This is a genomic window from Pseudobdellovibrionaceae bacterium, assembly GCA_020635075.1.
Classification (GTDB): Bacteria; Bdellovibrionota; Bdellovibrionia; order Bdellovibrionales; family UBA1609; genus JADZEO01.
The window spans coordinates 564,225-589,552 of sequence record JACKAM010000001.1; the positions used below are offsets into that span (position 1 = coordinate 564,225).

The 25,328-nt window shown below is 50.0% G+C and carries 26 protein-coding genes and 1 tRNA gene; 17 read left to right on the forward strand and 10 right to left on the reverse strand.

The window, feature by feature from the left end:
• Positions 1-111 precede the first annotated feature (111 nt).
• Entirely contained in the window at positions 112-1,668 is a 1,557-nt protein-coding gene (locus tag H6624_02395; GenBank protein ID MCB9083161.1) for a hypothetical protein, read from the reverse strand.
• Between the two features lie 182 nt (positions 1,669-1,850).
• Here H6624_02395 and H6624_02400 point away from each other — a divergent pair, with 182 nt between their 5' ends.
• Positions 1,851-2,651: a TIGR02147 family protein gene (locus tag H6624_02400; protein MCB9083162.1), complete on the forward strand. Its 801-nt coding sequence runs from the start codon at positions 1,851-1,853 to the stop codon at positions 2,649-2,651.
• A 22-nt stretch (positions 2,652-2,673) separates the two neighbouring features.
• On the opposite strand, the gene H6624_02405 is transcribed toward H6624_02400, so the two are convergent.
• A complete protein-coding gene (locus H6624_02405) occupies positions 2,674-3,663 on the reverse strand; it encodes an IS30 family transposase (GenBank protein MCB9083163.1) in 990 nt (329 codons plus the stop codon).
• 98 nt (positions 3,664-3,761) lie between these two features.
• On the reverse strand, positions 3,762-4,280 hold the full coding sequence (locus tag H6624_02410; GenBank protein ID MCB9083164.1) for a hypothetical protein: 519 nt from the start codon (positions 4,278-4,280) through the stop codon (positions 3,762-3,764).
• A 302-nt stretch (positions 4,281-4,582) separates the two neighbouring features.
• On the opposite strand from H6624_02410, the gene H6624_02415 reads away from it, so the two are divergent.
• The 5 genes from H6624_02415 (at position 4,583) to H6624_02435 (ending at position 9,001) form a co-directional block, all read left to right on the forward strand.
• Positions 4,583-4,924, forward strand: a complete 342-nt coding sequence (locus tag H6624_02415; protein ID MCB9083165.1) for a hypothetical protein — start codon at positions 4,583-4,585, stop codon at positions 4,922-4,924.
• A 153-nt stretch (positions 4,925-5,077) separates the two neighbouring features.
• Complete coding sequence (locus H6624_02420; protein MCB9083166.1) at positions 5,078-6,628, forward strand: hypothetical protein; 1,551 nt, start codon at positions 5,078-5,080, stop codon at positions 6,626-6,628.
• Positions 6,625-7,110, forward strand: coding sequence for a hypothetical protein (locus tag H6624_02425; GenBank protein MCB9083167.1), 486 nt, complete (start codon positions 6,625-6,627; stop codon positions 7,108-7,110). The genes H6624_02420 and H6624_02425 overlap by 4 nt, the downstream gene beginning before the upstream one ends.
• A gap of 156 nt (positions 7,111-7,266) precedes the next feature.
• Positions 7,267-8,427 carry a hypothetical protein gene (locus H6624_02430; protein ID MCB9083168.1) on the forward strand — a complete coding sequence of 387 codons (1,161 nt, stop codon included), beginning with the start codon at positions 7,267-7,269 and terminating at the stop codon, positions 8,425-8,427.
• Positions 8,420-9,001, forward strand: coding sequence for a class I SAM-dependent methyltransferase (locus tag H6624_02435; GenBank protein ID MCB9083169.1), 582 nt, complete (start codon positions 8,420-8,422; stop codon positions 8,999-9,001). The genes H6624_02430 and H6624_02435 overlap by 8 nt, the downstream gene beginning before the upstream one ends.
• A 231-nt stretch (positions 9,002-9,232) precedes the next feature.
• On the opposite strand, the gene H6624_02440 is transcribed toward H6624_02435, so the two are convergent.
• The 4 genes from H6624_02440 to H6624_02455 all read right to left on the reverse strand — a co-directional run bounded on the left by H6624_02440 (position 9,233) and on the right by H6624_02455 (position 12,714).
• Entirely contained in the window at positions 9,233-9,712 is a 480-nt protein-coding gene (locus H6624_02440) for a hypothetical protein (GenBank protein MCB9083170.1), read from the reverse strand.
• A gap of 151 nt (positions 9,713-9,863) precedes the next feature.
• On the reverse strand, positions 9,864-10,667 hold the full coding sequence (locus H6624_02445; protein MCB9083171.1) for a hypothetical protein: 804 nt from the start codon (positions 10,665-10,667) through the stop codon (positions 9,864-9,866).
• Positions 10,668-10,679: 12 nt separating this feature from the next.
• Positions 10,680-11,702 carry a hypothetical protein gene (locus H6624_02450; GenBank protein ID MCB9083172.1) on the reverse strand — a complete coding sequence of 341 codons (1,023 nt, stop codon included), beginning with the start codon at positions 11,700-11,702 and terminating at the stop codon, positions 10,680-10,682.
• Between the two features lie 160 nt (positions 11,703-11,862).
• Positions 11,863-12,714 (reverse strand): SUMF1/EgtB/PvdO family nonheme iron enzyme, encoded by an 852-nt coding sequence (locus H6624_02455; protein MCB9083173.1) that lies wholly within the window; start codon positions 12,712-12,714, stop codon positions 11,863-11,865.
• Positions 12,715-12,962: 248 nt separating this feature from the next.
• Between H6624_02455 and H6624_02460 the strand changes: the two genes are divergently transcribed.
• From H6624_02460 to H6624_02485, 6 genes are all read left to right on the forward strand, one after another.
• Positions 12,963-13,039, forward strand: a tRNA-Asp gene (locus H6624_02460).
• A gap of 17 nt (positions 13,040-13,056) precedes the next feature.
• On the forward strand, positions 13,057-13,434 hold the full coding sequence (locus H6624_02465; protein MCB9083174.1) for a nucleotidyltransferase substrate binding protein: 378 nt from the start codon (positions 13,057-13,059) through the stop codon (positions 13,432-13,434).
• On the forward strand, positions 13,431-13,736 hold the full coding sequence (locus tag H6624_02470) for a nucleotidyltransferase domain-containing protein (protein ID MCB9083175.1): 306 nt from the start codon (positions 13,431-13,433) through the stop codon (positions 13,734-13,736). The genes H6624_02465 and H6624_02470 overlap by 4 nt, the downstream gene beginning before the upstream one ends.
• Before the next feature lie 165 nt (positions 13,737-13,901).
• Positions 13,902-14,714: a metallophosphoesterase gene (locus H6624_02475; protein MCB9083176.1), complete on the forward strand. Its 813-nt coding sequence runs from the start codon at positions 13,902-13,904 to the stop codon at positions 14,712-14,714.
• 265 nt (positions 14,715-14,979) lie between these two features.
• A complete protein-coding gene (locus tag H6624_02480) occupies positions 14,980-15,213 on the forward strand; it encodes a hypothetical protein (GenBank protein ID MCB9083177.1) in 234 nt (77 codons plus the stop codon).
• A 14-nt stretch (positions 15,214-15,227) separates the two neighbouring features.
• Positions 15,228-15,632, forward strand: a complete 405-nt coding sequence (locus H6624_02485; GenBank protein ID MCB9083178.1) for a type II toxin-antitoxin system death-on-curing family toxin — start codon at positions 15,228-15,230, stop codon at positions 15,630-15,632.
• Between the two features lie 63 nt (positions 15,633-15,695).
• Here H6624_02485 and H6624_02490 read toward each other — a convergent pair whose 3' ends face one another.
• The 3 genes from H6624_02490 to H6624_02500 all read right to left on the reverse strand — a co-directional run bounded on the left by H6624_02490 (position 15,696) and on the right by H6624_02500 (position 18,987).
• Entirely contained in the window at positions 15,696-17,603 is a 1,908-nt protein-coding gene (locus H6624_02490; protein ID MCB9083179.1) for a PAS domain-containing protein, read from the reverse strand.
• A gap of 256 nt (positions 17,604-17,859) precedes the next feature.
• Positions 17,860-18,519 (reverse strand): hypothetical protein, encoded by a 660-nt coding sequence (locus tag H6624_02495; GenBank protein MCB9083180.1) that lies wholly within the window; start codon positions 18,517-18,519, stop codon positions 17,860-17,862.
• A 120-nt stretch (positions 18,520-18,639) separates the two neighbouring features.
• Complete coding sequence (locus H6624_02500; GenBank protein MCB9083181.1) at positions 18,640-18,987, reverse strand: HNH nuclease family protein; 348 nt, start codon at positions 18,985-18,987, stop codon at positions 18,640-18,642.
• Positions 18,988-19,049: 62 nt separating this feature from the next.
• Here H6624_02500 and H6624_02505 point away from each other — a divergent pair, with 62 nt between their 5' ends.
• From H6624_02505 to H6624_02525, 5 genes are all read left to right on the forward strand, one after another.
• Positions 19,050-19,613: a VOC family protein gene (locus H6624_02505; GenBank protein MCB9083182.1), complete on the forward strand. Its 564-nt coding sequence runs from the start codon at positions 19,050-19,052 to the stop codon at positions 19,611-19,613.
• Positions 19,614-19,658: 45 nt separating this feature from the next.
• Positions 19,659-20,546 (forward strand): glycerophosphodiester phosphodiesterase, encoded by an 888-nt coding sequence (locus H6624_02510; GenBank protein ID MCB9083183.1) that lies wholly within the window; start codon positions 19,659-19,661, stop codon positions 20,544-20,546.
• A 220-nt stretch (positions 20,547-20,766) separates the two neighbouring features.
• Positions 20,767-22,095 carry a hypothetical protein gene (locus tag H6624_02515; GenBank protein MCB9083184.1) on the forward strand — a complete coding sequence of 443 codons (1,329 nt, stop codon included), beginning with the start codon at positions 20,767-20,769 and terminating at the stop codon, positions 22,093-22,095.
• A 72-nt stretch (positions 22,096-22,167) separates the two neighbouring features.
• Positions 22,168-23,643 carry a hypothetical protein gene (locus H6624_02520; GenBank protein MCB9083185.1) on the forward strand — a complete coding sequence of 492 codons (1,476 nt, stop codon included), beginning with the start codon at positions 22,168-22,170 and terminating at the stop codon, positions 23,641-23,643.
• A gap of 174 nt (positions 23,644-23,817) precedes the next feature.
• Entirely contained in the window at positions 23,818-25,239 is a 1,422-nt protein-coding gene (locus H6624_02525) for a hypothetical protein (GenBank protein MCB9083186.1), read from the forward strand.
• Positions 25,240-25,328 lie beyond the last annotated feature (89 nt).

Sequence of the window (25,328 nt, forward strand, 5' to 3'; positions counted from 1 at the left end):
TTCGAGTTGATCATCTTTGCTGAAAGGTAGGAGCAAAAAAAGTGCCAGCCCTTGTCTGATTAGACAAGGGCTGGCCGAGGGGTATTCACGGGGGATTGGGGTCAATCTTGATTAGCGATCACCACCGCGCTGCCAGCGATCTTCCTCTTCCTGTTCCCAGCGGGACCGGGAGCCAGATGTCTTTCCGCCATCTTTGTCGACGGGGAACTGCTGCTGACAGAGGGCCGTGATTTCAGCATCGTACTGCTGAAAGGTGGGTATCGAACCCTTAGGGCAATAGTTCAACTTCATGGCTGCATCAAAACCGTTGCTCAAAGCACAGATCAAATGATCAGCCAGGCGCTCAAGCTTTCTTTGGTCAGACCACTTCTCCGCTTTAAGAGTTCCAGTGATACGGTCGCGTGCATAGGTCTCGCCAGTGCTGGAGAGCGGGGCAAATATTTGCGCCAGTTGCACAAATGCCTGCTGGAACAATCGGGTGCGGGCACTAAAGCTATCCACTGCGCGCTTAAGTTGAACGTGATTCACGTATTGCACAAACTTGTAGGCAGACTCGCGAAGATTCTCTTCTTCAGTGGTGTCAGGGCGGCGGAAGTCCATGTAGAAATTCCAGTCGGCCTGGGCGCGGGCATAGATGTCATGAAGGCGATCATCAATACGGCGTTTTTCTGCATCTCGCGCCTTTTCCTCAGCCGACCGTCTGTCCTCAGTGTGTTTATAGGGATCAAAATAGCGAGGGAATTGCTCCGGTGGAGCCTTGAAGTCCCTTGCTTCTGTGCCGTTACAGTAATCGTTGGTTCGCTTAAGGTGAGGCTTTTTTGCAGCCTCGGCGCAAACCTCGGCAACCAAAATGTCGCCATAGTGGATGTAGCGCTCCAGCTCCACATAGCGGCCAAGACCGGGGTGTTCATCCAGGCGCCCTTTGGCATCGGTGGGGCTGCCTAAAATCAACGCCGCCGTGACTTCCCAAATCGACTGATTGCTGATCTCTTGTTTGTAGTTAACCTGCAATTTGCGAAAGGTCTCGTGTACCAAAATACCAGCTCGCGATTCAACTCCCAGTCGGGAGTAAACGCCAACATTAATCACGGCCCCATAGTAGCCATGAAAGATGGAGGCCACATTGAGCTGAGCACTAGGTAGTTCGTTCATCAGAACGATAGGTCTCTGGTCCACGCAGTTAAAATTCAAATCTCGATTGGTGTAGGAAAACCTGAGCGTCTCCATTTCCTGAAGGAGCATTCGAGTGAGGACAGGAGAGTTTTGTTCCCAAGTCTTGATTCGTTGTGTGGCCAGCTGGAATTCATCCGAGGCCTTAAGGGCTTCGGGCTTCACATGATCGTAGCCTAGCCTCTCCACATAGGGGCCCAGGTTCTGAGGGATCATCGATCCCTTTAGGTTGGGCACAAACCGAGATTGGAACTGATCATTAACCAATAAGAAGTCCACCAGTTCCGGCTGCTCGCCGGGGCGTTTTTCAAACACGGTTCCACCACCGCTGGAAATGCCTCCGGCCAAGGTGCCGATCTTATCTTTGGGGAAACGGTTAGTTCCCATTTTAGCTTTGACGTCTTTGCCGCGAAAAAAATCCTTCAGGTCCCAGCCATAGGCGGGGCTTGCTGAGAGAAGTATGGGGAGGGCAACGAGGCCCGCAATAAGTGCTTTCATCCTACCTGACTCCAAATAAATTGAGGTCTCAGGTCTGCCGGCAGTAAGACCAAATTAAGGGTGACTATTTCAACCAATCACTTTCAGAGGGGGTTTTAACGTCCTCACGATTGACGCGCAATATAATCTTTTATAATATATTTACAGATTAGTTATATAATTATAAATTAATAGCGTGATATATGAGTATTTTTAAATATTTAGACTATAAAGAATATCTCAAGAAAACCATCGATAAAAATGCCAAAATCTATGGCTACCGGGCCAAGTTGGCCGAGGCAGCCGGCTGCCAGCGGTCTTTTCTCTCTCAGGTCCTTCACTCAAGCCCCCATCTGACCTTGGAGCATGGGATTGGCCTTTGTCGCTACTGGCAGTTTAGCCCCATGGAGAGGGATTATTTTCTGGCTCTCGTTCAACTCGCCCGGGCCGGAAACGATGAGCTGAAGGATTACTTTAAAAGTCAGCTTGAGCGTATGAGACGGGAACAGGCCGATCTTTCACAGCGCTATCGGCAAGAGGACATCACCCGCGGCGACGAATCGGCCATTTACTATTCGAGCTGGCACTATGCCGCCATTCATATGTTGTCGACCATTCCTGAGTTTCAGCACAAGCCCTCCACAGCCAAGCGTCTTCAGCTGCCCATGGCCGTTGTGGAAGAAGCCGCCCAAGTTCTTCAGCGTTTGGGCCTGGTCGAATCCCAGGGTGAGTATGTGCTGTCCACAAAGAAGTCCATTCACCTTTCCAAGAGTTCCTATTTGAATAATCTTAATCACTCTCTGTGGCGGCAAAAGATCAGCCAGGGACTTCTCACTCCCTATAGCCGCGATTTCCACTACACCGCCTTGTACACACTGAGCCGAGAGGACATGGATCATCTTCAACAAATGTTGGTGGAGTTTGTGGACGCCACCCGCAAACTCGTCGCCCCCAGCAAAGAAGAAGAAATGGTCAGCCTCTGCTGCGATTTAATTCGTGTATAGGTACCAATGCGGGGTCAAGGTTTTAACGCAACAGTTCCGCCATAGCTTCGCGTGGTGTTCTCCACCCCAGGGTTTTCCTGGGCCTATCATTGAGTAGCCGTTGGACTCGTTTGATCTCCTTGCGAGTAATGTTGGTAAAGTTAGTTCCTTTGGGGAAGAACTGCCGGATCAAACCGTTAGTGTTCTCGTTAGTTCCTCGTTCCCAAGGACTTTGTGGGTGGGCAAAATACACCTTCATTTGGGTTTCTTTAGTGAAGAGTTTATGCTGAGCCATTTCTCGTCCTTGATCATATGTCAGGGTTAGCCGAAGCTCCTTTGGTAACTTCTTGATCTCCTTCGCAAATGCTCTTCTGACATCCTCGGCTTTCTTGCTTTTCAGGGGGACAAGGATAGTGGTTCTCGTGGTGCGCTCTACCATAGTTCCCAGGGCTGTTTGCTCCCTTTGCCCGCCAATGATTATGTCTCCCTCCCAGTGTCCCGGTATGGAGCGATCAGCAACCTCTGACGGCCTTTCCTCGATTGATATCATGTCCTCAAGATTGGATACTTGCCCTTTCGCGCTTCGCCCTCGGGTCCGACGCTTTTTGTGGGCCTGCCTAAGACACCTAGTCAGTTCAGCACGAAGTTCTCCCCGAGGAAGAATGTAGATGTAGGAATAGATCGTTTCTTTGGAGACCTGCATGGATTCATCCTCATACCGGGATTCTAAGTGCTGGGCAATCTGTTCGGGAGACCAGTAAAGCTTGAGCTTAGCCCGAATGACCCTTAACAAACGCTGATTTTTCAATATCTTGCGCTTGCCTAAACGGCGGCTGCGTGAGGCTCGCTGAGCCTCTTTATCTGCCCAAACTGCCCGGTAATTGATCTGCTCCTTGAAGCGCCTGAGCTCTCGGCTAATGCTGCTTGGAGCACGGGAAAGCTCTTGAGCAATATCTCGAACCCCCAGGCCTTTCGACAATAAACGACTGATTTCTTCTCTCTCTTCTAGCGAGATTCGTTTGAATTTTTTCACAACACTCCTATTATTAAAGTGTTGCGTTAAAATCTAGTATTCACCCAAGTACCTTTTCCGGGATCAGACACCCGGAAAAGGTACTTGGTACCGACTTGTTACTCAGCTGGCTGAGGAGAGGGTGAGGCCGAGGGCAACAGGCCAAGGATCTCGCGGATGCTCTTGACCGGCCCTTCGCCTTTAACCTTGGTGAAATACCGACGCTTCACGTTGGGATCATTGACCGAGGAGGCGGCAAAGACGTCGCCGTCATCAGTGGCGAAGATTCCCTGGCATAGTCGGCCCAGGCATTTGCCCTTACCGGCACCGTTTTCGCAGTTCACAAAGTAGTCGTGAGGTGAGGTGCGCGTGACCACGCAAGTGGCCTTCTTCTCGATCTCGGCATCGCTCAACTGGCGAGTGGCGTTGATCTGATTGGGATTGATATCATAAAAGACATAGGAAATGGTTTGTCCATGTCCAAGATCCTTTTTGATAAGCAGAACGTTGTAAGAAGCCAATAGCTCATCGTCTGCTGACAGAGCCACTCCTTTGCCGGCCCATGCAGTGGTGTTGGACTCTGCCTGAGCTGAAACTAAAAATAAAAACGTCGTGACGAAACAGATAAATGCTTTCATCCGTTATCCCCTTTGTATGTTGTTATGGATTTATTTTGTGACCTGATATGACGTGCGCTGATTTAGAAACCCAAGGACTCGGAAAAAGTTTCGTGAGAAATCCAGATAAATTTTCTGCGCTGTGAGATGGCTGATGATTTCCATCACTTGGCCAATTGTGGAAGAACGATCAGGTGAATTAATGCCGAGATCAGGTGATCGCTGAAAAAACGCCAAAAACTAGATGATCCATGTTTTTTACCTCTCATCTGGTCTAGTGAGGAGGCTAAACCCCAAAACTCACTTTGCCGGGAGGAGTTAACATGAAATCAACCTATGGGACCATGTATTACGTCGACAACATGACTGATGCCGTTTCGTTTTACAAAAAGACCTATGGCGCAGAGCCAACTTATGAAAGCAGTGACTGGACTGAGTTTGATTTTGCCGGACACAAGTTGTGTCTTCACGGTAAAGCCGATGGGCAAAGCTATGATGCCAACGGCGTTTTGATCTTCAATCAAGATGGAATCAAAGGTCTCTTTGAAAAAAGGAAGGGCGACGGCCTGAATGTCTTTGGTCTTCACGAGATCCATCCAGAGGGTTGGACCTTCCATATAAAAGATAACTCCGGCAACGAGCTCAGCTTCTACGGCAAGCCCTAAGGGCCTTTAACCTCCTAGGATCTGTGGCGCCAGAGGCTGTCCAGCTTTTGGCCACCTGTCTTATTTTGAGAAACCCATCTTCGCCATAAGCGGCAAGGGCTGGCTCAACCCTTGCTCAAGCTATTCGACTTAGGGAATGCGGAGGTGTGTAATATGGTCCAGAAGGTGTGCGGCCTTGTGGTTGCTTGTGGTGTATCCTTTTCGGCGTTTGGGCAGCAAAATAAGTACTTGGAGACCAAGTTCTCCACGGTCCGTAAAGAAATTCGCGAAAAAATCGAGAAAGAATTCGCCGATATCTATGGCCGCGATTGTTCGTCGGCCACGATCGAGCAAAACACGCCCTCGGGCTATCGCTGTGGCGAAGTCCCATTTGGCAACGTCGTCAATCGCAGTAAAAAAGTGCTGTTTTCCTTTGAACTAGAAAAAGGCAAGATCCGCAACATCAACAATGGGCAAGTCAACCTGTCTAAGGATGTCGAGTTCGAGTTGCTGCTTGCCCGCAGCCAGCGGGGATCCGACAAAACCCTATCAATTGTCGACCGAAAGGGAAAGCAAGAGGTGAGGGTGACCAGAAGAGTGGACAAGAACTTCTGGCTGCGCATGGAACCTCGCGGGCAAACGCTTTGGACTCTGGCCTGTATGTATGTTCCTGAGCTTCATCTTGAAGTTCCTGGCGAGACCGTCCACCTGGATGGCTACCAAAAAAAGAAGTACTGGTTTGTCACGATCAAAGGCAAGTTCACCTCGACTTCAAAAGTGCAGCCGGGTGAAATCACCGCCACTAATGGTGAGATCTGTGGGGTCTTCAAAACAACTCTGGAAGGGGATTCCCCTGAAAACCTTCGACCGAAAACGGATCTGGTCAAAGTCGAGTACCCCAAGTTCGGCAAATTATCGATTGAGGGCCTCAGGGTCACCGACACCAAAGTGAAGATTCATGGCTTTCTGGCCAGTTTAGCTTCCAAGGTGCTCAAATGGTTTGGCGTCCTCGATATCCCCGAGATGATCCAAAAGCAGGTTCAAAAGGAAATCCAGAAGAAAATCGATAAAGAGCTAAAGGTCTCAGTTGATGACGTCAAAAAGGGCAAGTGGTTTGCCAAAGCCATTGAGGGTAAACTCAGTAAATCCCAATTGACCCGCGATGTGTTTAGAACCTTTAGGGCTTCGATCTCTGGTTCAACCAATAGACCTAAGGTCTTCAAAAAACGTTTTGTGGACGAGTGCACAGCCGTGATGGCAAACCTTGAGCGACAACACAGCATTGAGTTACGACCCTCGACTGTTCGTGCCACCTGTCGCAACATGGTCGCCGAAGTCAGTGTGCTGCCTTTTGCTCGGCCCTCCAAGTATGTCAATCGCGGTTGTTACAGTCACTTCTTTGCCTTAGGCAACTATACGGCGTCTCGCAAGGACAACTCCTGGCTCCACCAGTGTGTTCTTTCGACCCGCATCACGGTTGACGGCCCGGACACTTCAAGCAGGACCCGCAACTGCTTGTTTAATGAATTCATCGAAGGATCTTCCCGCTCTGAGATTCTGGCCGCCTGCCAAAGTGTGGCGATCACCGAGCTCACGGGCATCCGCTCACTGAGCCACTTTCAGCAGATCGTCGCATCGGTCGATCCGGTTGCGACAATGGCCGGTCTTGGCTACTCAGAACAACAAATCCGGCAAATCGCCGCCATTCTGGGGCTTGGCTCATGAAAGAGTTCACCCTGACCCTTGTGGCCGTTCTGCTGATGATGGTTGGATGGGAATTCCTCTCCTATGGTTATTCATCATCGAGCAATAAGAGTTCACCCCGAGCCTTGTTAGAAAACTCGCATGATAAGAGGACACAGGCAGAGAAGCCGCGCTCCCAGCAGCCCATCGAGGAGCAACTCTCGGGACTTCACCTGGACAAAGAGCAATTGAAGAGGTCCTGGCCCCACTTGACCGCTGAAGAACGCGAGGCCTTGCTCACCCTTAAGCACGGCAAGGCCATCGCTTTGCCCGATAACGCCGAGGCCTCATCGCCAGCCATTGAGTCCACCAGCCACCAGCTCCTCGACGACGCCGACTACCACGTCCTCAAAACCAATCTCGCCGACCAACTCGCCAACGACATCAACTCCGACACCGGCTTCCAACCCACCCCCGACGACCAGCGTACCGCCAATCAAATCCTTGAGGACGGACAATTGTAGTCTCCTTCAACTATCGTCAGCTTAATGGATGATCGGAAACTCAGCGTATCGGTCCGGCGCCCCATAACAAGCCTAAGTGTTGCCTGAAATGGGGAAGTCTCTTAAACTCAGTGAGTTTGATAATCTTCTAAGGAGATCTCAGAAGGGGTTAACGTGGTGCCATCATTGCCAGCCAAATCAGGTTTGCCGGTGGAGCGACTCAGTCGCGTTTTTTTAAAAACGACCAATTCTTACAAGTATCTTTTCTTTCTTTCCATCTTAAGGCACCTAAAGCGGACAAGGTTTGGGGCAGGGGAGATTCAGTTATCTGAGCTCGCCAAAGAAATGTGTGTAATTGCATGGTATCCACGGATCTATTTTAAATTGTCCTTTGGCGTCCAGGACAAGATCGGACAGTTGATCGATGGAATTGATTGGGGAGATTTGGAGGGCAGTCCAGTCACTGGCGAGCTGTGTCTTCAAGCCGTAGGGCAAATCGTAAGTGAAAAGGCTAGTCTCGATTTTCTCCTGAATTATGTTCCCTTTAGATTTGTCCGCCCTTTTGTAGAGGAGGAGGCGAGAGGCGTGCCCGAGGGACAGCTGCATCGAGTGATTGTTGATGTGGCGAACCGACTATTCGATGAGCGAAAGATTTTGTATCGGTTCAATATAGAGAACTGTGCAATTGAAATCCACAGGGAATGGCTAGCTTACTTGAAAACTAATATCTCAATCGTTGAAGGATGGGGCTATTGGGAGTTTTTGAGTTATCTTCAGAATCGAAATCCTAGCTGCCCGGCCTTGTCTCAAAAGCTCAGTGCGCCACTGGTACGATCGGCACTTACCGAAGAAAGAAGAATCTGGCAGGCGGTTCTCGAGAGAATTGATCTAAGATGCATTTTTAGTGGCCAGGCCCTTAAAACTACCGAATGGGATTTGGATCATTATCTGCCATGGTCATTTGTGGCTCATAATCAGCCTTGGAACCTGGTTCCTGTCCCTTCTGGACTCAACAGCAAAAAGAGCAACAAGATCCCAGACGAGTTTTATCTTGAAAGGCTCGTAAGAATTCAGTTTGACGCTCTTGGAATTCTCAGGGACGGGTTGTCTCGGAAGAAGTGGGAGAGCTATGTCCAGAGCTACATTTCGGACCTTCATGTTCAGAATGAAGCTGAACTTCTGAATCACCGAATTCTCGAAGAGTGCTATCAGAGGACCATTAACCCCCTATCTGAGTTAGCCTTGCTGCAAGGTTTTAGTGAGTTTGATCTTCGCACTGATGAGGAGAGGCAAACCTACCTGCCTAGGGTGGCAACAAGGAGAATTCGTTATGAGTGAGGGAACTCGGCAGTACTATGATGAAAAATGGGAGGAATACATCGAAAGAAATCGAGGGAAGGATTTGAGTCACCTCTACCAGCTATTTTTGAGGCATTTGTCAGGTAAAGTAGTATTGGATGTTGGTTGTGGAACAGGAAGAGATCTAAAGTATTTCAGTGAACTTGGGTATGAGTGTACTGGCCTGGATTTCTCCGACAAGATGCTGGAGCTTAGTCAAGCGAACTCCCCCGGATCAACTCTCGTAAAAGTTGATCTGAGAGAGTCTTTTGGACTTCCACGATTATACGATGGCATTTGGGCCGTAGCCTCTCTTCATCACTTGAGCAAAGATGAACTTAGGGTTTGTCTGCGGAACCTAAAGGGAAAGCTTTCACCAAATGGAGTCTTCATGGTGAGCATAAAGGAGAGAGAAATCCCTTTGGATGATGGAAGATACTTTTGTTATTGGTCCCAAAAAGATTTCGAGAGTCTAGTGGCATCTCTTGGCTTCGACGTAGTTGAGCGGAGTCTCGAAGAGGGTCCTCGCGTAACCTGGTTGACTTTGGTGATGAGGGTTGCGCCGGAAGGCTGAGAATCTAAATAGATTCATTTGCCAGAGGCGTTTGTTCTTATGACTCTCTAGAATGTCTGGGCAAGCCTGGTAATGGGATCTAAACAAGGTAGTTTGGTACTTGAAATCATACACATGAGATTATTGTTTCCCAAATTTTGGAAACAATTGTGATTGTCGGAGAGTATTGCCAGTAATTCCACATATGTTAGAAATAATCTTCAGTTTGGCCTTAGCTTTAGGTCTAGGTGCCTAGGTTCGTTTTTTCTTCTTAGGCTTGTTAGTGGTCTTTGTCTTTCGAACAGAAGATTTTTTTGCTGGAGGTTTTTTGATATCCTTAGCCTTTAGTGCAGGGGTCTTCTTTTTGCGGGCCTTTGATTTGGCCTTCTTTCTGGATCGGGTGCCCGGGGCAATGCCGATCAATGGACTGTTGTCGGCAATGGCTTCAACAAGGGCTGAAAAAGTACTCTCAAAGGCCAGATCACTCATGGGGAGATAGAGCCACTTGCCGAGAACGGGGTGGCTGATCAGGCCTTTGAAGGACTCATGGAGCTCTGGGTGGCGCTCCCGATCTGTGCAAATCATAACTCCATTCCAAAGGTCAAAGCTGTACTTGGTGCCGCGCCACTCACGATCTTCTGGGGACTCCATTAGCACCAGGACCATCAGGTCTTCGTAGTAAATGGACAGTCCACCAAACATCCTTTTCGAAAAATAAGACGGGTTGTCCATAAGGGGCTCTAAAAAGTGTTCTAATGAAAACTGCTTCGCCATTGCCTGGGTAGAGTAGCATTGAGGGCTGCTTTTTGTTAACTAGACTGTTTGGGTACCAAGTCCCTTTTTCATATGCGGTGCATATGAAAAAGGGACTTGGTACCTTAGGTTATGGCGTTGGGAGCTCCCCGGTGAAACCGAGGGGTACGATAAAGAGCGAATTGAGTTCTGAAGGCGTCGATGCCTTTATCTCCTTAACAGGTTTAGCAAATGGGCCGTGCTCCCCATGGTGAAAGCCCCAGCCCTCGGGGGCAAAGCCAAAGATGAATCTGACGGGATATTGCTGTTCAAGCTCTTCGGCTACTCTCTTCCAGCGCTCAACGACTTTAGGGTTTGAGAACTCTTGTCCATGCAAAACAGCAAGACTATTGGGGTCATTGAGGTCAAGGACGCGAATGACTTCCAAAAAGAAGGCCTTCGTTGCTTCGTGTTTGGATGAAAATCCACCGCAAGGCTGATGCCTGCAGCACAAGCAAAGGCCTTTGCGCATGCCCACAAACTGAAACTGGTTGTCGCCAAAGGGGAGAGGTTGGGAGTTGTCAACGTGGCGTTGCCAATAGTTGCCGGTCTGAGTCTGGCCTTCAATGATAAAGTCTCCTGAGACTACGTGTTTTTCAGGATAGGTACGGGCCACAGTTTGCCCCAGACTCATAGCGCCCTCAAAGGTTCGTCCGTCGGCAACACCAAAGCGAGTGCCAGATCCATCGGAAAGGAAAAGCAGATTTCGGTAAGGGGAGTAGTAAGTGGTATTGACCTCAGCACCGTAGCCCAATTCCCCGCCTAGGATTCCCGAGCTGAGATGATCCACACATCGCACCTGAACTGCTTGGGCAACTCCATTGAGAAGTAGCCACAAGCCAAGTGCAAGTTGAAATCCAATTCGCCCTATTCCCATAGACGTCGATAGCCTCACAGCATTGTCACCTTAGCGTGAGCCCTCGGTTGCGACTCGACGGCGAGTTGCCGACTCTCCAGTTTGGGGAGCAGACGGATCAAGGATGCCTGCCACCTTTTGGGCCGAGTCGTAGGGAGCGCAGTCTTTGCGTAGCCGTGTGACAAACTGCTCGCTGCCGATGCTGTGTTCTTTGTGGACGTTCACATGGGTCATGGTGAGGTCGACGGCAAGTTCCAAAACCTGAAGGCGATCCTCAGAGACCGGAATCACATCAGCGGACTCCAATTTGATGGTCGGCTGATCGGCGATGGTAAAGGACTCCCGCTTTAGGTGTGTGCAGGTCTTGGCGGGTTTGTCTTTGTAAATGCGAGCTCCTGTCTGGTGCTCATAAGCCCAGTCGCGGATCTTCGATTTACGATTGGGCGAATGAAGGGTGCGCGTGTGATCAGGAGTGACCGCTCCTTGAAGCGTAATGACAGTTGCCCGAGAAAGCAATGAGCCGGAATCTGGCTCAACATAGACGCCACGAGAGCCGGACTCCATCACGGCTAAAAGGCCAATGGCCGTGACAAAGGCCGCACCAAAATCAATCGAATGAACGGGGTGGTAGCCAGGGATGTAAGAGACCTTCGAATGGTCTGGAGTGCCTGGGACTTTAAGGTTGTGGCGCTTCACCTCAGTATCGCATTCGGCGGCGTCGAGCCTTTCAAGATCTTGAATGTGGCGCTTAACTCCCTGGGCATCGGTGTAGTGAGTGTAGACTTTCACATCATCTTTGGTCACCGCCATGATGCCGGTGATTTTACCTTCCTTGCGAACCGGGTAGAGTAATGGCTTATCCTGACCTGTGTAGATGGGCATGTCGTAGTCTTTGAGGGAGCTCCCTTTGTCCGAGCCCGGATAGTGATTGCTGCCGGCCATTGAGTTTAAGCACTGATAGGCCTGAGCTAAGCGTTGCTTTTTAAGGGCTACGGCATCTTCTTGCCCCTCAAAGCCTTGGGCTTGAAATCCAACCAGAGCCAATAGGGTGATGGTTATTACACTCTTCTTCATAGGGTCTTCCTCCTCATCAGGTTCAATCCTGCTACCCGTGCCAGTCGATGCATTTAACTACTGCAACCAGATGGCCTAATGAGCTGAAATCTATGGGGATTTGTCTTGAGGGTGACCGATTTTGGTCACTCAGGTGGCAAGTTTTTAAACACCTGGGTTGTTAAGGGGAGGATGCACACCGACAGCCAATGGAGTAATCCGAGTAGCCAGGCCCGTGGGCGACCGTCCGATAAAAGATGGTCGAAGCTTTCTGCGGCCAGAGCCCGCCATTGAATTGGCCTCTCGTATGTCCCTTGGAGTTTTTAAACGTGCCCTCCACCCATTGACCAAGAACACCAACCATGTCGCGGACTTTGTAGATGGACACGCAGCCCGGGCGAGGGACCCTAAGTGGTTGGTTGACCGAGAGGTCATTCATCGGTGCACCCTTTTTTATGGGATAAACCGCATCGGGGTAGAGGCAGAGATTGCTTTCGGTTCCGGCCGAGGCCAGCAGCCACTCGTTGTTAGTGGGGAGTCTCATCCCACGCGATCGGCAGTAGTCCTGGCACTTGTGATAGCTAAAGTTGCCCTCAGGTAATCCCTTTGCATCTTTTTTGAGGTCGATGTCCATGCACACTTTGGTGGAGTATTTTTTGGAACAAACCAGTTGTGTGCCTTCAGGGCAATTGAGGTTTTGCTCGCAACCACCGCTTTGTGCGAACTTGGTTTTGTCATTCGGTTGCGGCTTAAATTTATTGCGGTTGTTGGTCTTGCCACAACTGCCGATGGCCGCACAACCGGCCGTCAGATCGGGGAGAAGATTGTCCACGTCGGCGCAGTGCTGAGCCAGGCCTTTGAGTCCCTCTCCCAGGCCACCATGAAGCTGATTGCACGACAGCCCCTGGTGTTGCGAGGTCTCAGCCCTTGCGGTCCCTGCCTGACCGACAAGGCCGGGCGTGGGTAGGCCCCATAGAAGGCTTGCCGCCACCAAGGGCAATAGTTCAGCTAGTTTTAAGGGGCTCCAACTCATCAGGGGTTTCCGTCCTCGCGCAGGAAGGTACTATTTTAGCATTCCCAATGCTCTTCAGGGAAATTTTATAAATGGTTAATATCATAGAACTTATCGGGCATTATTCGGAAGGTAGTGGGTTTGTCCTCTCCCAGCTGCTTGATTATTGGGCTTTCCCACTCGTCTGCAATTTTTTTGCTAAAGGCTGGAAATTAGAGGTTGAATCCCGATTGGCCCGCCGTTATATTGCTCCCTCATTCCACACACGCGGGGTGGTAGTTAAGTTGGTTATAACGCCGGCCTGTCACGCCGGAGGCCGCGGGTTCGAGTCCCGTCCACCCCGCCAATTTTAGGCGCTAGAATATGGCTTCAGTTGTCCAGTTCCAGAAAGCCCTCCAGGCAATGCACCAATCCTTTGATGCCTACATAGCCGAACAAGATGTCAACGTACAGAAGATGCTTCGCGATTCTGTCATCCAAAGATTTGAATTTTGCGTGGAGTTGAGCTGGAAAACCTCAATGAAAGTTTTGGGCCTAATGACTTCTGCTCCCAAACCGGCGATCAGAGACATGGCCCGTGCTGGTCTCATCGATGACCCCGAGAGGTGGTTTAAGTTCATTGATGCCCGCAACAAGACCTCTCACACCTATGATGAGGAAATCGCCAAAGAAGTTCTCGAGGTTGCAGAGCAGTTTCTGCCCGAGGGATATGAACTTCTTAAGGCGCTGCAGACTCAATGAAGTTTGGTCTTTCCGACGAGCATTGGAAGTTAGTCCTGGACCTGGCGGTAAACCCACTGAAATCGAAGGGTGCCCAAGTGTGGGTATTTGGCTCTCGGGCGAGGGGCGACCATGTGCGGTTTTCCGATTTGGACATCCTCTTTGCTGCCGAAGATGGTGAATCCTTTACTCTCGGCGAAATTGGATCAATTAAAGAGGCTTTAGAGGAGTCTGACCTTCCTGTTCGAGTGGACTTGGTAGATGACCGAGTCCTAGCGAAGGACTATCGAGAAGGTGTTGAGCGGGACCGAATCGAAATCTGATCCACCCAGTCCTTATTGGCAATTGTGATCAAGCCTGTAAAGCTAAGAGAGTCTCGGTCGTCAATATCCAAAATTGTTTCCCCTCTGGAATCTCAGCCTGCGCTTTCGACAGGCGCTTGAGTCCAAATCCTTTACCATACTTGGTAGATAAACTAAGATGGATTAATGAAGTCTAAATTGGTCGGGATAGTCGGAATTTCGCTGGTGCTTTTTTTTGGTCTTTGGGGTTTCTGGTATGAGCCGGGCCATGGGCATCACATCAAAACCTATTCCATCGATGTGGAGCCTTGGATTGGCCGCAGTTACAGAGTGGCCGTTCTGGCAGATCTTCATGTGGGATCTCCCTATAATGGACTGGCTAAACTTGAGGAGATTGTTTCTGCCACGAATGAATCTCAGCCAGATCTGATTCTTATTGCCGGAGATTTTGTTATTCATGGTGTTGTAGGGGGCACGTATGTAGCTCCTCAGGAGATGGTGCCACAGTTGTCTCGGTTGAGAGCCAAAGACGGAGTTTTTGCCGTATTGGGTAACCATGATCATTGGTTGGATGCCGGGGAGGTGACCCGGGCCCTTGAGGAAGCGGGAATTCCCGTATTGACTAATCGAGCGGTTTTTATGGGGCAGTATTGGCTCGTGGGAATTGATGATGAGATGGCTGGGAGTCCAGATATCATTGGTGCCTTTCAGAAAGTGACAGGTGACGAGCCAGTCCTACTGTTTACGCACAACCCAGATATTTTTCCTATGGTACCGGATAAAGTATCTTTGACTATTGCTGGGCATACCCACGGGGGCCAGGTTTACCTTCCCATCATTGGGCGACCGATTGTTCCGTCAAAATTTGGCGAGCGCTTTGCCATTGGGCATATCAAAGAGGGCGACAAGCAGATGTTTGTTAATCCTGGGACAGGGACTAGCATTATTCCCGTCAGGTTTTTGGTGCCGCCGGAGATCTCCATTGTCGAGATTCACTAGTGGTATTCTGGGAGATCAAAAAGCAGGGGGCCGATGGTCCGAATCTCGACCCTGAAAAGCCTAGGATCCATTTCACAGTGATGAGGGGGCTGTCCCTCTCCTTGCAATCACGGGAGATCGAAGGGAGCGGTTGAGTGAAATGGCCGAGTCCCTGTCTAAGCTTCGGGCTATATTGCTGATTTTACGAAGAATATAGTTGTTGTGGTGCCCGGTAGGTAGGGTATAATTAGGGTATACCTATGTTATAACATACCGGAGATGAGGAATGAAGACTTTGCCGTTGAGGAAGATTGGCAACTCTCAAGGAGTTATATTGGAGAAAACCATACTGGAACTTGTAGGAGCAGATGATCAGAACGCGGTTTTTGCTCTGAACATTGAAAATGGTGAAATTCGCTTGCGGCCGCTCACTCGCGCTGAGCAAAAGGAAATGATTAAGAAGGCCGCCAAGAAGGTCACCAAGGACCAAGCTCGAATCTTGAAGAAGCTTTCTGAGTAATCATGGCAGCGAAGGTGATCGGTTACATTTATCTCGATGAAGATGACGTCCGGGAAATCCACCAGGAGCAATTGGCTCATTTTGGTGGACAGCCTGGTGTCCGCAACCAGGAAGGTCTGGCAAGTGCGGTAAGTCAACCCCAAGCAACATTTGGGGGTGAGGACCTTTACCCAGATGCATTTACAAAAGCGGCAATTCTGGCATATTGTATTGCCGAAAATCAGGTTTTCGTCGATGGCAATAAGCGAACTGGGCTTGTCGCCGCATTGACCTTTTTGAGTGTAAATGGCCACGAGATTCCGTCCGCAGAAGATCGCCTTTATGATGCCATGATAGCCATTGCCAAAAAAGAAATGAGCAAGGATGAGTTGGCCGAGCTTTTTCGTACCTTGGCAGGTGAATTCAAATCCAAAGAGTGACCCCTTACTGATCGATACATCTGGGTTTTCGCTCATCGGGAATTGATGGCGATGGGGCGGGGACTAGACCTGGGCTTCTAGGGATCCCAAGCACTCCGCAACGGCATCACGCAGGTCCTCAAAGCCAAAGGGCTTTGGGAGGAACTTCCGCACACCTACGTCGTTTTCAAAGCTGCACTTGATCAGCTCTCCGTATCCAGAGGCCAAAATAACTGGGAGACTCGGGCGAAGGGACTGGATCTGGCTGATGATCTGTTTGCCGGTCATAAGGGGCATGGCATGATCCGTGATCACCAGATCAAAGGTGTCAGGCTCATTATGAAGTTTTTCTGAGGCCTCCATACCATTGTTGATCACCGTCACTTCATAGCCCAGACTTACGAGATTCATTTGGTAGAGTTCAGCCAAATGGGGTTCGTCTTCGACCACAAGTATATGTCCGTGCCTGGAGCTGGGCGGAGTTTCGGATCTAGAGACGTTGCGATCAGGTAGACACTCATCCGTTGTTGGCAGGCAAATTGTGACGAGAGTTCCTTGGTTGGTTTTACTTTTTAGACTGATCGTGCCACCGAGGTTTTTGACGATATTGTGAACCACAGAAAGGCCAAGGCCTGTTCCTTTGCCAACTTCCTTGGTCGTAAAAAAGGGATCGAACACCTTGTCCTGGAGGTTTTCGGGGATTCCCAATCCATTATCCCTTATGGTCAGTTTCACTGAGGGTGTCGAGCCAGAAAGGTGAGGAGAGTCCAAAGAGTCTCTCTCCAGACCAATCTCGATCACCCCTCCGCGTTCCTCCATCGACTGACATGAGTTGCTGCACACGTTGAAAATGATTTGGTGAATTTGCGTTGGGTCGGACAGGACGCGCAATCCCCCGTCTTCGAGCTTCGAGCGGATTTCTATGTGGTGAGGAGTTGTCGCCTTAAGGGTGTTGACTGCGGACTTGACCGCCTCAGCGAGAACAAGGGGTTCGCGCTTGCCCGATTCCTTGCGGCTGAAAGTTAATATTTGATCGATCAGGCGTTTGCCCCGTTCCTGAGCTTCGAGAATATAATCAATCGACCTGGCGATTTCGCTTTGAGACGAGTCCCCAACTTTGTCTCTGATGTTTTCAGAAAAACCTCTGATGATGGCCAGAATATTATTAAAGTCGTGGGCGATACCTCCGGCCAAGGTTCCCAGAGCTTCCATTTTCTGCGACTGGCGTAGTTGAAGTTCTAGTTTCTTTTTCTCATTAATGTCCTGAATGGTCCCCATCATTTGCAGGGGCATTTGATCTTCATTCCGCAGGACGGTCCCCTGGGCCCTGGTGTAGATCATCTCGCCATTGCTTTTGATGACGCGAAACTCAATGTCGTAGGGCGAGTCTTTAGCTACAGTTTCTTCAACGGCAGCCACCACCATCTCCCGATCCTCTGGGTGCACACGTTCTAAAAAGCCCTCAAAGGAAGGGGTGAACTCAGATTCAGAGACGCCGAAGAGTTCATAGGTCCCTGATGACCAAAACAAATCACTGTTTTGAATGTTCCAGTACCAGTGGCCCATTCTGGTGAGGGCCTCGACTCTTTTCAAGATAGCTTCACTTTTGCGAATGCGACCGGCTGAAGCCTCAGCCAAACTCATGTCTCGGGCCACGGCAAACACCAGTTTGGATTTGAGATCAGGTACGGCCGTCCAGGCCAACCATTTGTATTCGCCATTTTTGCACAACAGACGGTTTTCAAGGTACTCCACATTTTGCTCGGACCGGAGTTTCTGTTCTGCCTCCAATGTCGATTCCATATCGTCCGGGTGGAGAAGCTCCATGTAGGGAATTTTCAGAAGCTCCTCTCGGGAATACCCCAGAGCTCTTTCGAAGGCCGGATTGAACTGACGAAGGAATCCTCCCACATCGGCCACACAAAGTAGGTCGATGGACTCTTCAAATAATCGAAAAATGTTAATGTCTAAATCTCTTGAATCGGTTGGCAAATTGAACCCCTTGGAATAAGGGGTTATCATTGAGCGACTAAAATTTACAGTAAATATTTGCTGTAAATGCCCCGCCTCTAAGGCTCCATTTCCCGCCAAATTAGATCAGGCAAGCTGGCAGCTTATTCCAATTATCAGCAGTTTGATTGTGATGCAGAGGGCGCTGATTTGGCGTTCAACATTGTCAAACGAGCCATGTTGGCCGGCGGTCTTCTTCGTATTCTAAAAATGCGTAATGAGGCCTGTACCTAGGCACCTAAGCACAATCGAGCTGTGACAGAAGATCACGCAACCTTTTGGGGAGGTCACAGCTGAGCTGGAGTCGTTCTCCTGTGTAAGGATGGATAAACGAAATATAGTGGCAGTGAAGGAAGAGTCGGTGGAAATCATACTGATCTCGAAACCTCCGATTGAGCCAGCCCTTGCCGTATTGGACATCGCCGATAAGATGATGGCCTTCATAGGAGAGGTGGCGGCGAATTTGGTTTTTCCGCCGAGTAAAAATCTGTAATTCCAAGAGACTGTACTGGCTAAATGACTGCAAAACTCGATATCTAGTCAGGGCCTTTTGTTTGACCTTGTTTTCGTTGAAGAGCTCTCGGTCAAATTGGCCCTCAGGTTCCAGGTGTCCCAAGCAAAGAGCGGTATACTTTTTAATGGCCGTATCAGACTGGAGTTCAAATTGGAGTTTTTTGGCGGATTCAGAGCTGAGGGCAAAAGCCAAGCACCCCGAAGTTCCCCGGTCTAGTCTGTGGACAGGATAGATCCTTTGACCCAATTGATCTCTGAGTGTCTGCAAAACTGCTGGAAACTGGCTAGCACCCTTTGTTCTGTGGACGACATACCCAGAAGGTTTATTGATGATGCAAAGATCTTTGTCTTGGTACAGAGTTTCTAAGGTGTTGGTAGAAATCATGGCTCAATTCTAAGAGAGATCTCTGGGAAATTCACCGCTTAGGTACCAAGTCCCATTTTGCCACGCACTGCGTGGAAAAAAGGTACTTGGTACCTAAGCAAGGTGGCAGGCGCCTAATTTCTAGTTTTTTCTCTTCTTTTTGATAAGGTCGTCAAGTCCCGCAAAGGCCTTATGGGTGTGAGTTGTCTTTTGTTCTGCCGCTTTTGTGGCTGGTTCTTCTTCCCGGGCTTCGTAGACACGCAGTTTTGAGTGCTCGTTGTCGTGGCAGTAGATGCAGAGCAACTCCCAATTGCTGCCATCTAGAGGGTTGTTATCGTGATTGTGGTCCTTGTGGTGGACGGTTAGCTCCCGAAGGTTTTTACCATCAAACTCCCGCCCACAGGCAGCGCAGACCCACGGGTACATTTTTAAGGCCTTTTCTCGATAGTCATTCTGCCTGTCGCTCAATGGACTCACCCTTTCGGTCAATTTAAGCCGTCGTCATCAGCCATTATATTGAATCTCACTCGGAATGCGAATAGAGTTCTCTTATGGAATCTACCCTTAGTCACGTTGCCTTCCTAGTCCCGTCTGTCGAAAATGCGGCAGCCCACCTAACGAGCCTCGGGATCGTCTGTGGAGAGCCAGAAAGCTTTCCGGGAGAGGGAACCAAGGAAGTTTACGTAGGAAGCTATGAGACCGAGAGTGGTCTTTTGCTCCTGCTCGAAGCCATTGCCGATGGGCCCTACCAAAGGGCCTTGAGCAAGCGGGGACCGGGATTGCACCATATTGCCATTGATGTGAAGGATCTAGAAGCTGCGATCACTGAGGCTCAAGCGGCCGGATGGCAATTACATCCTGTCAGTGAGCATACGAGGCAGCACAATACGGCCTGGCTCTTTCTTAAGGGCATTCCCACTCTGATTGAAGTCAACCATGGTCCGATTTCAACTCGACCACTCAAAATCACCAGCCTCGAACTGCCCATTTCTCGACCGCAGCATTCATTATTTGCGGCGCTGGGAATTGGCGAGGTGATTAAACCCTGTGACTCGGCCCCTCAGATTGTCATTGATGGCCATTTAACTCCTTGGCAGTCCCTGGTCTTGGGTTGATACTCTTTGAATGTAAAAGGTGATGGGAACCGACGGAGGGATGCCATGGGTCGGCTTATCAAATTGCTGTGCCTTACGATAGTTATTGGGAGTTTTGTGGCTGAGGCGAAGGACAAGGTGAGAACCATTGAGGTCCAGGGGCATCGGGGCGCAAGAGCCATTTATCCAGAAAATACCCTGGCGGGATTTGAGTATGCCCTCGGCTTAGGAGTCGATACTCTGGAGCTGGATCTGGCCGTGACTAGAGGCAATGTTCTTGTCGTGTCCCACGACCCTTTTCTTAATCCGGCGATTTGCCTGGGGCCTAAAGGTAAAAAGCTAGATCCGGAGAAGAAGATTCTCATTCGCCAGCTCACCTTTGATGAATTGCAGAAGTACGACTGTGGTACCCTCAAGCATCCCGGGTTTGCTAAGCAAAAGCCCGTGCCCGGGCAAAGAATTCCCAGGCTGTCTCAGGTCTTTGAGATGGTGAAAAACTCAAAGCTCCCCCAGGCGAAATCGGTGAAGTTTAATATCGAAACCAAAATCGTCCCGGCCTATGCGGAACTCACTCCGACTCCGGAGGAGTTTGCCCGTCTGGTGGTCGAGTTGGTTAAATCCTACGATTTGATTTCCAGGGTAACCATACAGTCCTTTGATGATCGAACTCTGGTGGCGGCCAAGAAATTGGAGCCCAAGATCAAGACAGCCCTGCTGATCGCCTACAACCATGTAGATATGCTGGTTCTTGCCAAATCGATTGGTGCCGATATCATTTCGCCCAATCATGAGTGGATTCTTGAGTCTGATGTGAAGACCTTGCAGCGTAAGGGAATTCAGGTGATTCCCTGGACGGTCAATGAGGCTTCTGCCTGGGATCGGCTGATTAAAATGGGCGTCGACGGCATTATCACCGATGATCCAGCGGCTCTTTTGCAGCATCTTCGACGCTGAGGGTTCCGTCGTTGAGGTGACTATCTACTTTTTTGGATGCAATTGGCTATTGTGGATTGGTCAGGACCAACCCACAATAGCCAATTGCATCCAAAAAAGTAGATAGTCAGCCAATGGAAAACCTAACTTTATTACAATGGGCCTCTGCCGCTCCCCCGCGAGGGGGTTTTGGGTTAGGCTCCGCCTGTCGAATCAGACACACAAAATGGGCGGGGGCAAGATGATCAAATTATGTCTATTGGTGTTGGTGGGACTTTCCCAAGGCATGAGTGCATGGGGGGCGAGACTTCAGGACTCGGAGTTCTTTGATTATGACCTGCGCTTCACCAACCCCTCCTGTCGAACCTATTACTATCCTCGTGGGGTCACCAGTAACTCGGGTGAGAGTCTGCGGGCAAAACCCAAAAATGCCTTTTGTTCGTCATCTGATGCGAGTAGGTCGGCTGCACGAAAAGGGAGTCCTGAGTATAAGATCCTGGAGTGGATCAATAGCCCTGAGACTAAGGAGATCTTTTTTACTTTCCTATCCTTCTCCAACGGTCGGGTGGCAGAGGCTCTCTGCCAGGCTGCTAAGCGTGGGGTAAAAATCACCTTTTCCATCGACACGCCAGTGGGAACTCCTGAAGAGCAAGAGAGAAAAGTGGCCCGGGCCAAAGAGCTTGAACAGTGTCGCCCTCGTGGTGGTGGGCCAGGCCCCACTTTTCTCACTCGCGGTCATGAGGGCGGTATTTTGTGGTCCCACAACAAACTAATCATTATCAATCCTGGCTCTAAAGCCAAATATCAGTTGGCCTACGCCAGTGCTAATTTGTCCTCAGGGACGGTCACTCACCATGAGAACTGGCACTTTGTGACCACCCATGCTTCAACTTACTTTGCCCAGGTCCACAAGTGTCTGATGAACGGCATGATTGATTATGGCCGAAGCGATTCAGCCTATAGCCGATACATTCAGAATTGTCGGCGGGCGATCGCAGCGGATGAAGAATCTGACATCAAAGTGTTTTTGGTTCCGGGTGAGGGAGAACAGGCCGAAGAAGCCATTGTCGACAACCTAAAAGCTGCGCGCAGCGTGGATATGGCCACTCATCGCTTTTCATTGAGCAGTCTCAGGCGCGTGCTTCGGGATAAGCTGGCGCAGAGTGGGTTTTCGGCTAGGCTGATTGCTGATGACGATGTCTACTGGGAGGGCACCAATGGCGAGGACATCAGCCCCAACACTCCCAGTGAGTTCCGTAACCTTAAACGCCTGGAGCGGCGGGGATTGGATCTTAAGTACATGGAGACCAATCACTGGGAGCGGCAACTCCATCACAACAAGTTTATCATCTTTGATTATGCTGGAGACAGACAGGACAAGGTCTTTACTGGCGCCGGCAACTTCACCGGCAACGCCTTTTCTGTGAACTACGAAAACTACTATCTGATCTCAATCCCACAGGTAGTGGATCAGTTCAAAAAGCAATACCGCTATATGTGGGACCGATTGGCAACAGCTGAGCAGGACCTGCCCAGCGAGAATGTGGAGCCTGGCAGAGGGTCCAGATAGCAGGGGCTAGTCCTAGGTCCGAATCCGGTCCGTCGGCATTATATGGATGCACCCGTGGACCGATCAGGATGAGTGAAGTACCCGGGATTTATTCGCAATTTGGCTTTTCTCCTCGTTCTATGGGGGATGATGCCCACCTCTCTATGGGGAAGGGGCAATGATGCGGCCGATCCCGAGCCGACTGCAGAGTTGGCGGTGGGATACTCTTCAAGTAGTCGTAAGATCCCAGTGTCTGGCACTCAGTTTTCTCTGGCTGAAAGCGAGGAGACCTTAATATCTGCTCAATTACCCGGTGGCACGCAGGTTGAAGTGAAGAGCTACGACCTGCTCTACGCCCGAGTGGTGGACGGCCACCTTGGTCAGGCCACGGTCGGTGCCAGTGGCACCCACACTTGGGATTACTCCCAAGCCTTAAATGACATACTTAAGGAACATGGAATTGAGGAGACCGCCCCGCCAGGTTCGGTGATCATTAATGGCAATGTGGAGCTCAAGGCCAGTCTGTCAGCCTCTCTTATTGGGAAAATCGAAAAAGAAGGGGAGGTGGTTCTGTTGCGCTCCCCATTGGGCAAGAACTCGGGATTTTATGTGGCCTACGGTCTCGAACAGCGGGAAGCTGAGCTTGTTGTCGCCGTCAAGTCGGTAAAAGTGTCCTGTGATGAACTGTCTGCAAGTTTGTCTCTGACTCATGTTACAGAGGATGGTTCAGACACCAAGTCATCAAGCGGGACTTACAACTGTGGTGGCGCAACCAGCAGTGCAATTAACAGGCAAATCCTAGCTGACGTGAGTGAGGAGAACACGCGAGTTGTCACGGTTGAGACCTACGCCATCTTAGGAATTGGCTACCGATCGCCAGAGGGAAGTCACTTTGAAGTTGTGGTAAAGCCAGATTTGGAGCGGTCCTACGATATTCGCCAGGTCCCAAGCGAATTTTATGGTACGGAGGAGGGAAGTGATATCCCCTTTTCCATATCCGGCGAGTTTCGCCGGCCCAATTTTAGCATTGGCGGAGGTGTTGAGGCAGACACCTTTAATGGCAATTGGTGCTCGATTGCAGCTCATGCATCGGCCTCGGGCAGGGTTGGCCGGCTCTCTTTAGGGCTAGAGAAAATGGTGTCGGCAGACTTGGCTTCGATCAAAGATGAAACCAGAATTCCCATCGGCATCAGTATTGGCCAAGACCAGCTAACCATCACCCCAGCCGTGACTCGCACGAGAGTCGCGGCATTGAAGTTGAGTGCTAAGGAGGATTGTGCAACGGATACTGGAGGTTCAGGGTACAGCCAATACTCGACAGCTGCTTGTTACAGCTTCACCCCGGCTGATGAAGACTTTAAGGAAGACCAGGAGTACAGAAGCCTCTCCATTGACTACAGCAGGCCAAACAAATGGAGCGGAGGGATTACTTACACTGAAGATGAGGGACTTACAGAAATTCAGTCCCACAAGAACCTTGACCGCAGCTCTTCCGTATTTCTCTCTCTTACCCGCGAGAGTGAGGATTCGAGTGCCTTGACGGTCCGCTTTAACAAAAGGTTTTTCTAAGGAAACAGATAGAGCCGCTTTCTAACTGCCGCGAAAATCGCGACAAAAACTTCGGTTTTTTATCTGACCTTGATGTGGGAAGCTATCAAAAGAACATCAACCCTAGGGACCCAACTCGTACGTTCAAAGCCCTTACATATTAATCGCGTTCCATTGACTTCGGGGGAGGGATACATGGAATTCCAATTGCCAGGGGCCAGAAGTGCCCTTTGTTTCCGACTATTGTTCGTAAGCTTCTTAATGATAGCAAGCCTGGGATGTGGTTCTGAATATCAGGTAAAGTCTCAAGAGGGAGAGCGGGAGAGAGTGGCCAGGGTGGACCAGCTGTTTTCAACCGTCCTGTCTTTACGAGTCGGGGTTCGTCAGATCCGCGATCAAGAATTGACCGGGTTTACCAAAGCTCAGGAGATCCAACTAAGGCGCCTTGCCCTAGGGGCTGAGTTTCTCGATATAGATCAAGATGGTAAAGGGGATCGAGTGATCCTCCGTCCCAAGTATCTAACTTTCTATTACGGGAATGGGTCCTCAAGATCGGTGAAGCTTTCCAACGATGACCTGGCGATTGCCACGGATTTTGACGTGGTTTATCTAGGAAATCAGGCAAATCGTCCGTCCTTTGTGGTCTCAATGGTGCGTCCCATCCAGAGTAACCCTGGCTTTGTAGGTGGCAGTAGCTGGTTTGGGCGGAGTCAACAGGTCCTGATAACAAATGGTCAGTCTGGCATGACATCAAGAGTTTTGAATCTGAGCATTCTGGGGAGAGGAGTTCGGTGTACGAAACTTGGCTTTTATTCGGCGGCAAATGTCCTGTGTATGTTTGCCTCCTATGGGGATTCTAACTGGGTGTCCAATTCGACTCTCCTAGAAATCAGCCCAAATGGTACGACCGTTGATCGTACTCATTCGAGTGGGCTGAATATGTTTGGTGGAAAAATGGGGCGCAGGTACTCCAATAGCGGAGCCAATGCAAATTACCAAAATGGCCTCTACATGATGGGGTTTGCTTGGGTGGACCTCAATGGGGATGGACTGCCGGATCTGGTCGGTAACGGCCAACATTCTCAAATGTTCTCCGCGGTAATGAAGAGAGAAGGATCAGGATTCCGCTTTATAAATGCCAAATGGTTTGGACAGGTTGATGAATATATGGGCCTGTCTTCAATCGAGGATAAAGGCTTCCCTTGCGTTTACGTCAATATTGAACGGAGGGAAAGTAGGAGAAAGAAGGGCGATTACCTAACCTGCTATGACAAGCTGGCTGGTAAGTGGAATCTCCCGCCCATGCCCAATTCAAACTTTGATAACGGCATTCAGCAGGGATTGATTTCCTACCTGGAAGGGCGGAGAAGGATCAAGTTTTTCAAGATTGGCCCCTCATTCTACACGAGCACTATAGCTGTCTTAGGTTCTGGTGAGCGAAAATCCATGTTGCTGAAGATGACTCCTCGGTGGGTTGAGGTCGAAGAGCCGGAAGCCACCAATCCAATCCTGCCCCGAATTCCTATCAATCCAAATCCAGGAGGGTATTTAGTACCCCAGCAGCCCCCAATGTATGTCTTTCCCCCGGGTCGACTTCTGCCGGGAGGTTACATATAGAGATCAGATCTCTGTCAGCCAGAAAAGTATAGCCGCCGATGACTGAGTGGCAGAACTTCGGGCACGCCCCTGAATGTGCTCTTTTCTTG

What these genes read in the sequence shown, in the direction of transcription:
- H6624_02475 (MCB9083176.1), top strand. Translation starts at nt 13,902, where the DNA reads ATGAAGTCTAAATTGGTCGGGATAGTCGGAATTTCGCTGGTGCTTTTT.
- H6624_02415 (MCB9083165.1), top strand. Translation starts at nt 4,583, where the DNA reads ATGAAATCAACCTATGGGACCATGTATTACGTCGACAACATGACTGAT.
- H6624_02510 (MCB9083183.1), top strand. Translation starts at nt 19,659, where the DNA reads ATGGGTCGGCTTATCAAATTGCTGTGCCTTACGATAGTTATTGGGAGT.
- H6624_02470 (MCB9083175.1), top strand. Translation starts at nt 13,431, where the DNA reads ATGAAGTTTGGTCTTTCCGACGAGCATTGGAAGTTAGTCCTGGACCTG.
- H6624_02455 (MCB9083173.1), bottom strand. Translation starts at nt 12,714, where the DNA reads ATGAGTTGGAGCCCCTTAAAACTAGCTGAACTATTGCCCTTGGTGGCG.
- H6624_02410 (MCB9083164.1), bottom strand. Translation starts at nt 4,280, where the DNA reads ATGAAAGCATTTATCTGTTTCGTCACGACGTTTTTATTTTTAGTTTCA.
- H6624_02450 (MCB9083172.1), bottom strand. Translation starts at nt 11,702, where the DNA reads ATGAAGAAGAGTGTAATAACCATCACCCTATTGGCTCTGGTTGGATTT.
- H6624_02505 (MCB9083182.1), top strand. Translation starts at nt 19,050, where the DNA reads ATGGAATCTACCCTTAGTCACGTTGCCTTCCTAGTCCCGTCTGTCGAA.
- H6624_02420 (MCB9083166.1), top strand. Translation starts at nt 5,078, where the DNA reads ATGGTCCAGAAGGTGTGCGGCCTTGTGGTTGCTTGTGGTGTATCCTTT.
- H6624_02515 (MCB9083184.1), top strand. Translation starts at nt 20,767, where the DNA reads ATGATCAAATTATGTCTATTGGTGTTGGTGGGACTTTCCCAAGGCATG.
- H6624_02465 (MCB9083174.1), top strand. Translation starts at nt 13,057, where the DNA reads ATGGCTTCAGTTGTCCAGTTCCAGAAAGCCCTCCAGGCAATGCACCAA.
- H6624_02400 (MCB9083162.1), top strand. Translation starts at nt 1,851, where the DNA reads ATGAGTATTTTTAAATATTTAGACTATAAAGAATATCTCAAGAAAACC.
- H6624_02525 (MCB9083186.1), top strand. Translation starts at nt 23,818, where the DNA reads ATGGAATTCCAATTGCCAGGGGCCAGAAGTGCCCTTTGTTTCCGACTA.
- H6624_02480 (MCB9083177.1), top strand. Translation starts at nt 14,980, where the DNA reads ATGAAGACTTTGCCGTTGAGGAAGATTGGCAACTCTCAAGGAGTTATA.
- H6624_02425 (MCB9083167.1), top strand. Translation starts at nt 6,625, where the DNA reads ATGAAAGAGTTCACCCTGACCCTTGTGGCCGTTCTGCTGATGATGGTT.
- H6624_02495 (MCB9083180.1), bottom strand. Translation starts at nt 18,519, where the DNA reads ATGATTTCTACCAACACCTTAGAAACTCTGTACCAAGACAAAGATCTT.
- H6624_02435 (MCB9083169.1), top strand. Translation starts at nt 8,420, where the DNA reads ATGAGTGAGGGAACTCGGCAGTACTATGATGAAAAATGGGAGGAATAC.
- H6624_02440 (MCB9083170.1), bottom strand. Translation starts at nt 9,712, where the DNA reads ATGGACAACCCGTCTTATTTTTCGAAAAGGATGTTTGGTGGACTGTCC.
- H6624_02395 (MCB9083161.1), bottom strand. Translation starts at nt 1,668, where the DNA reads ATGAAAGCACTTATTGCGGGCCTCGTTGCCCTCCCCATACTTCTCTCA.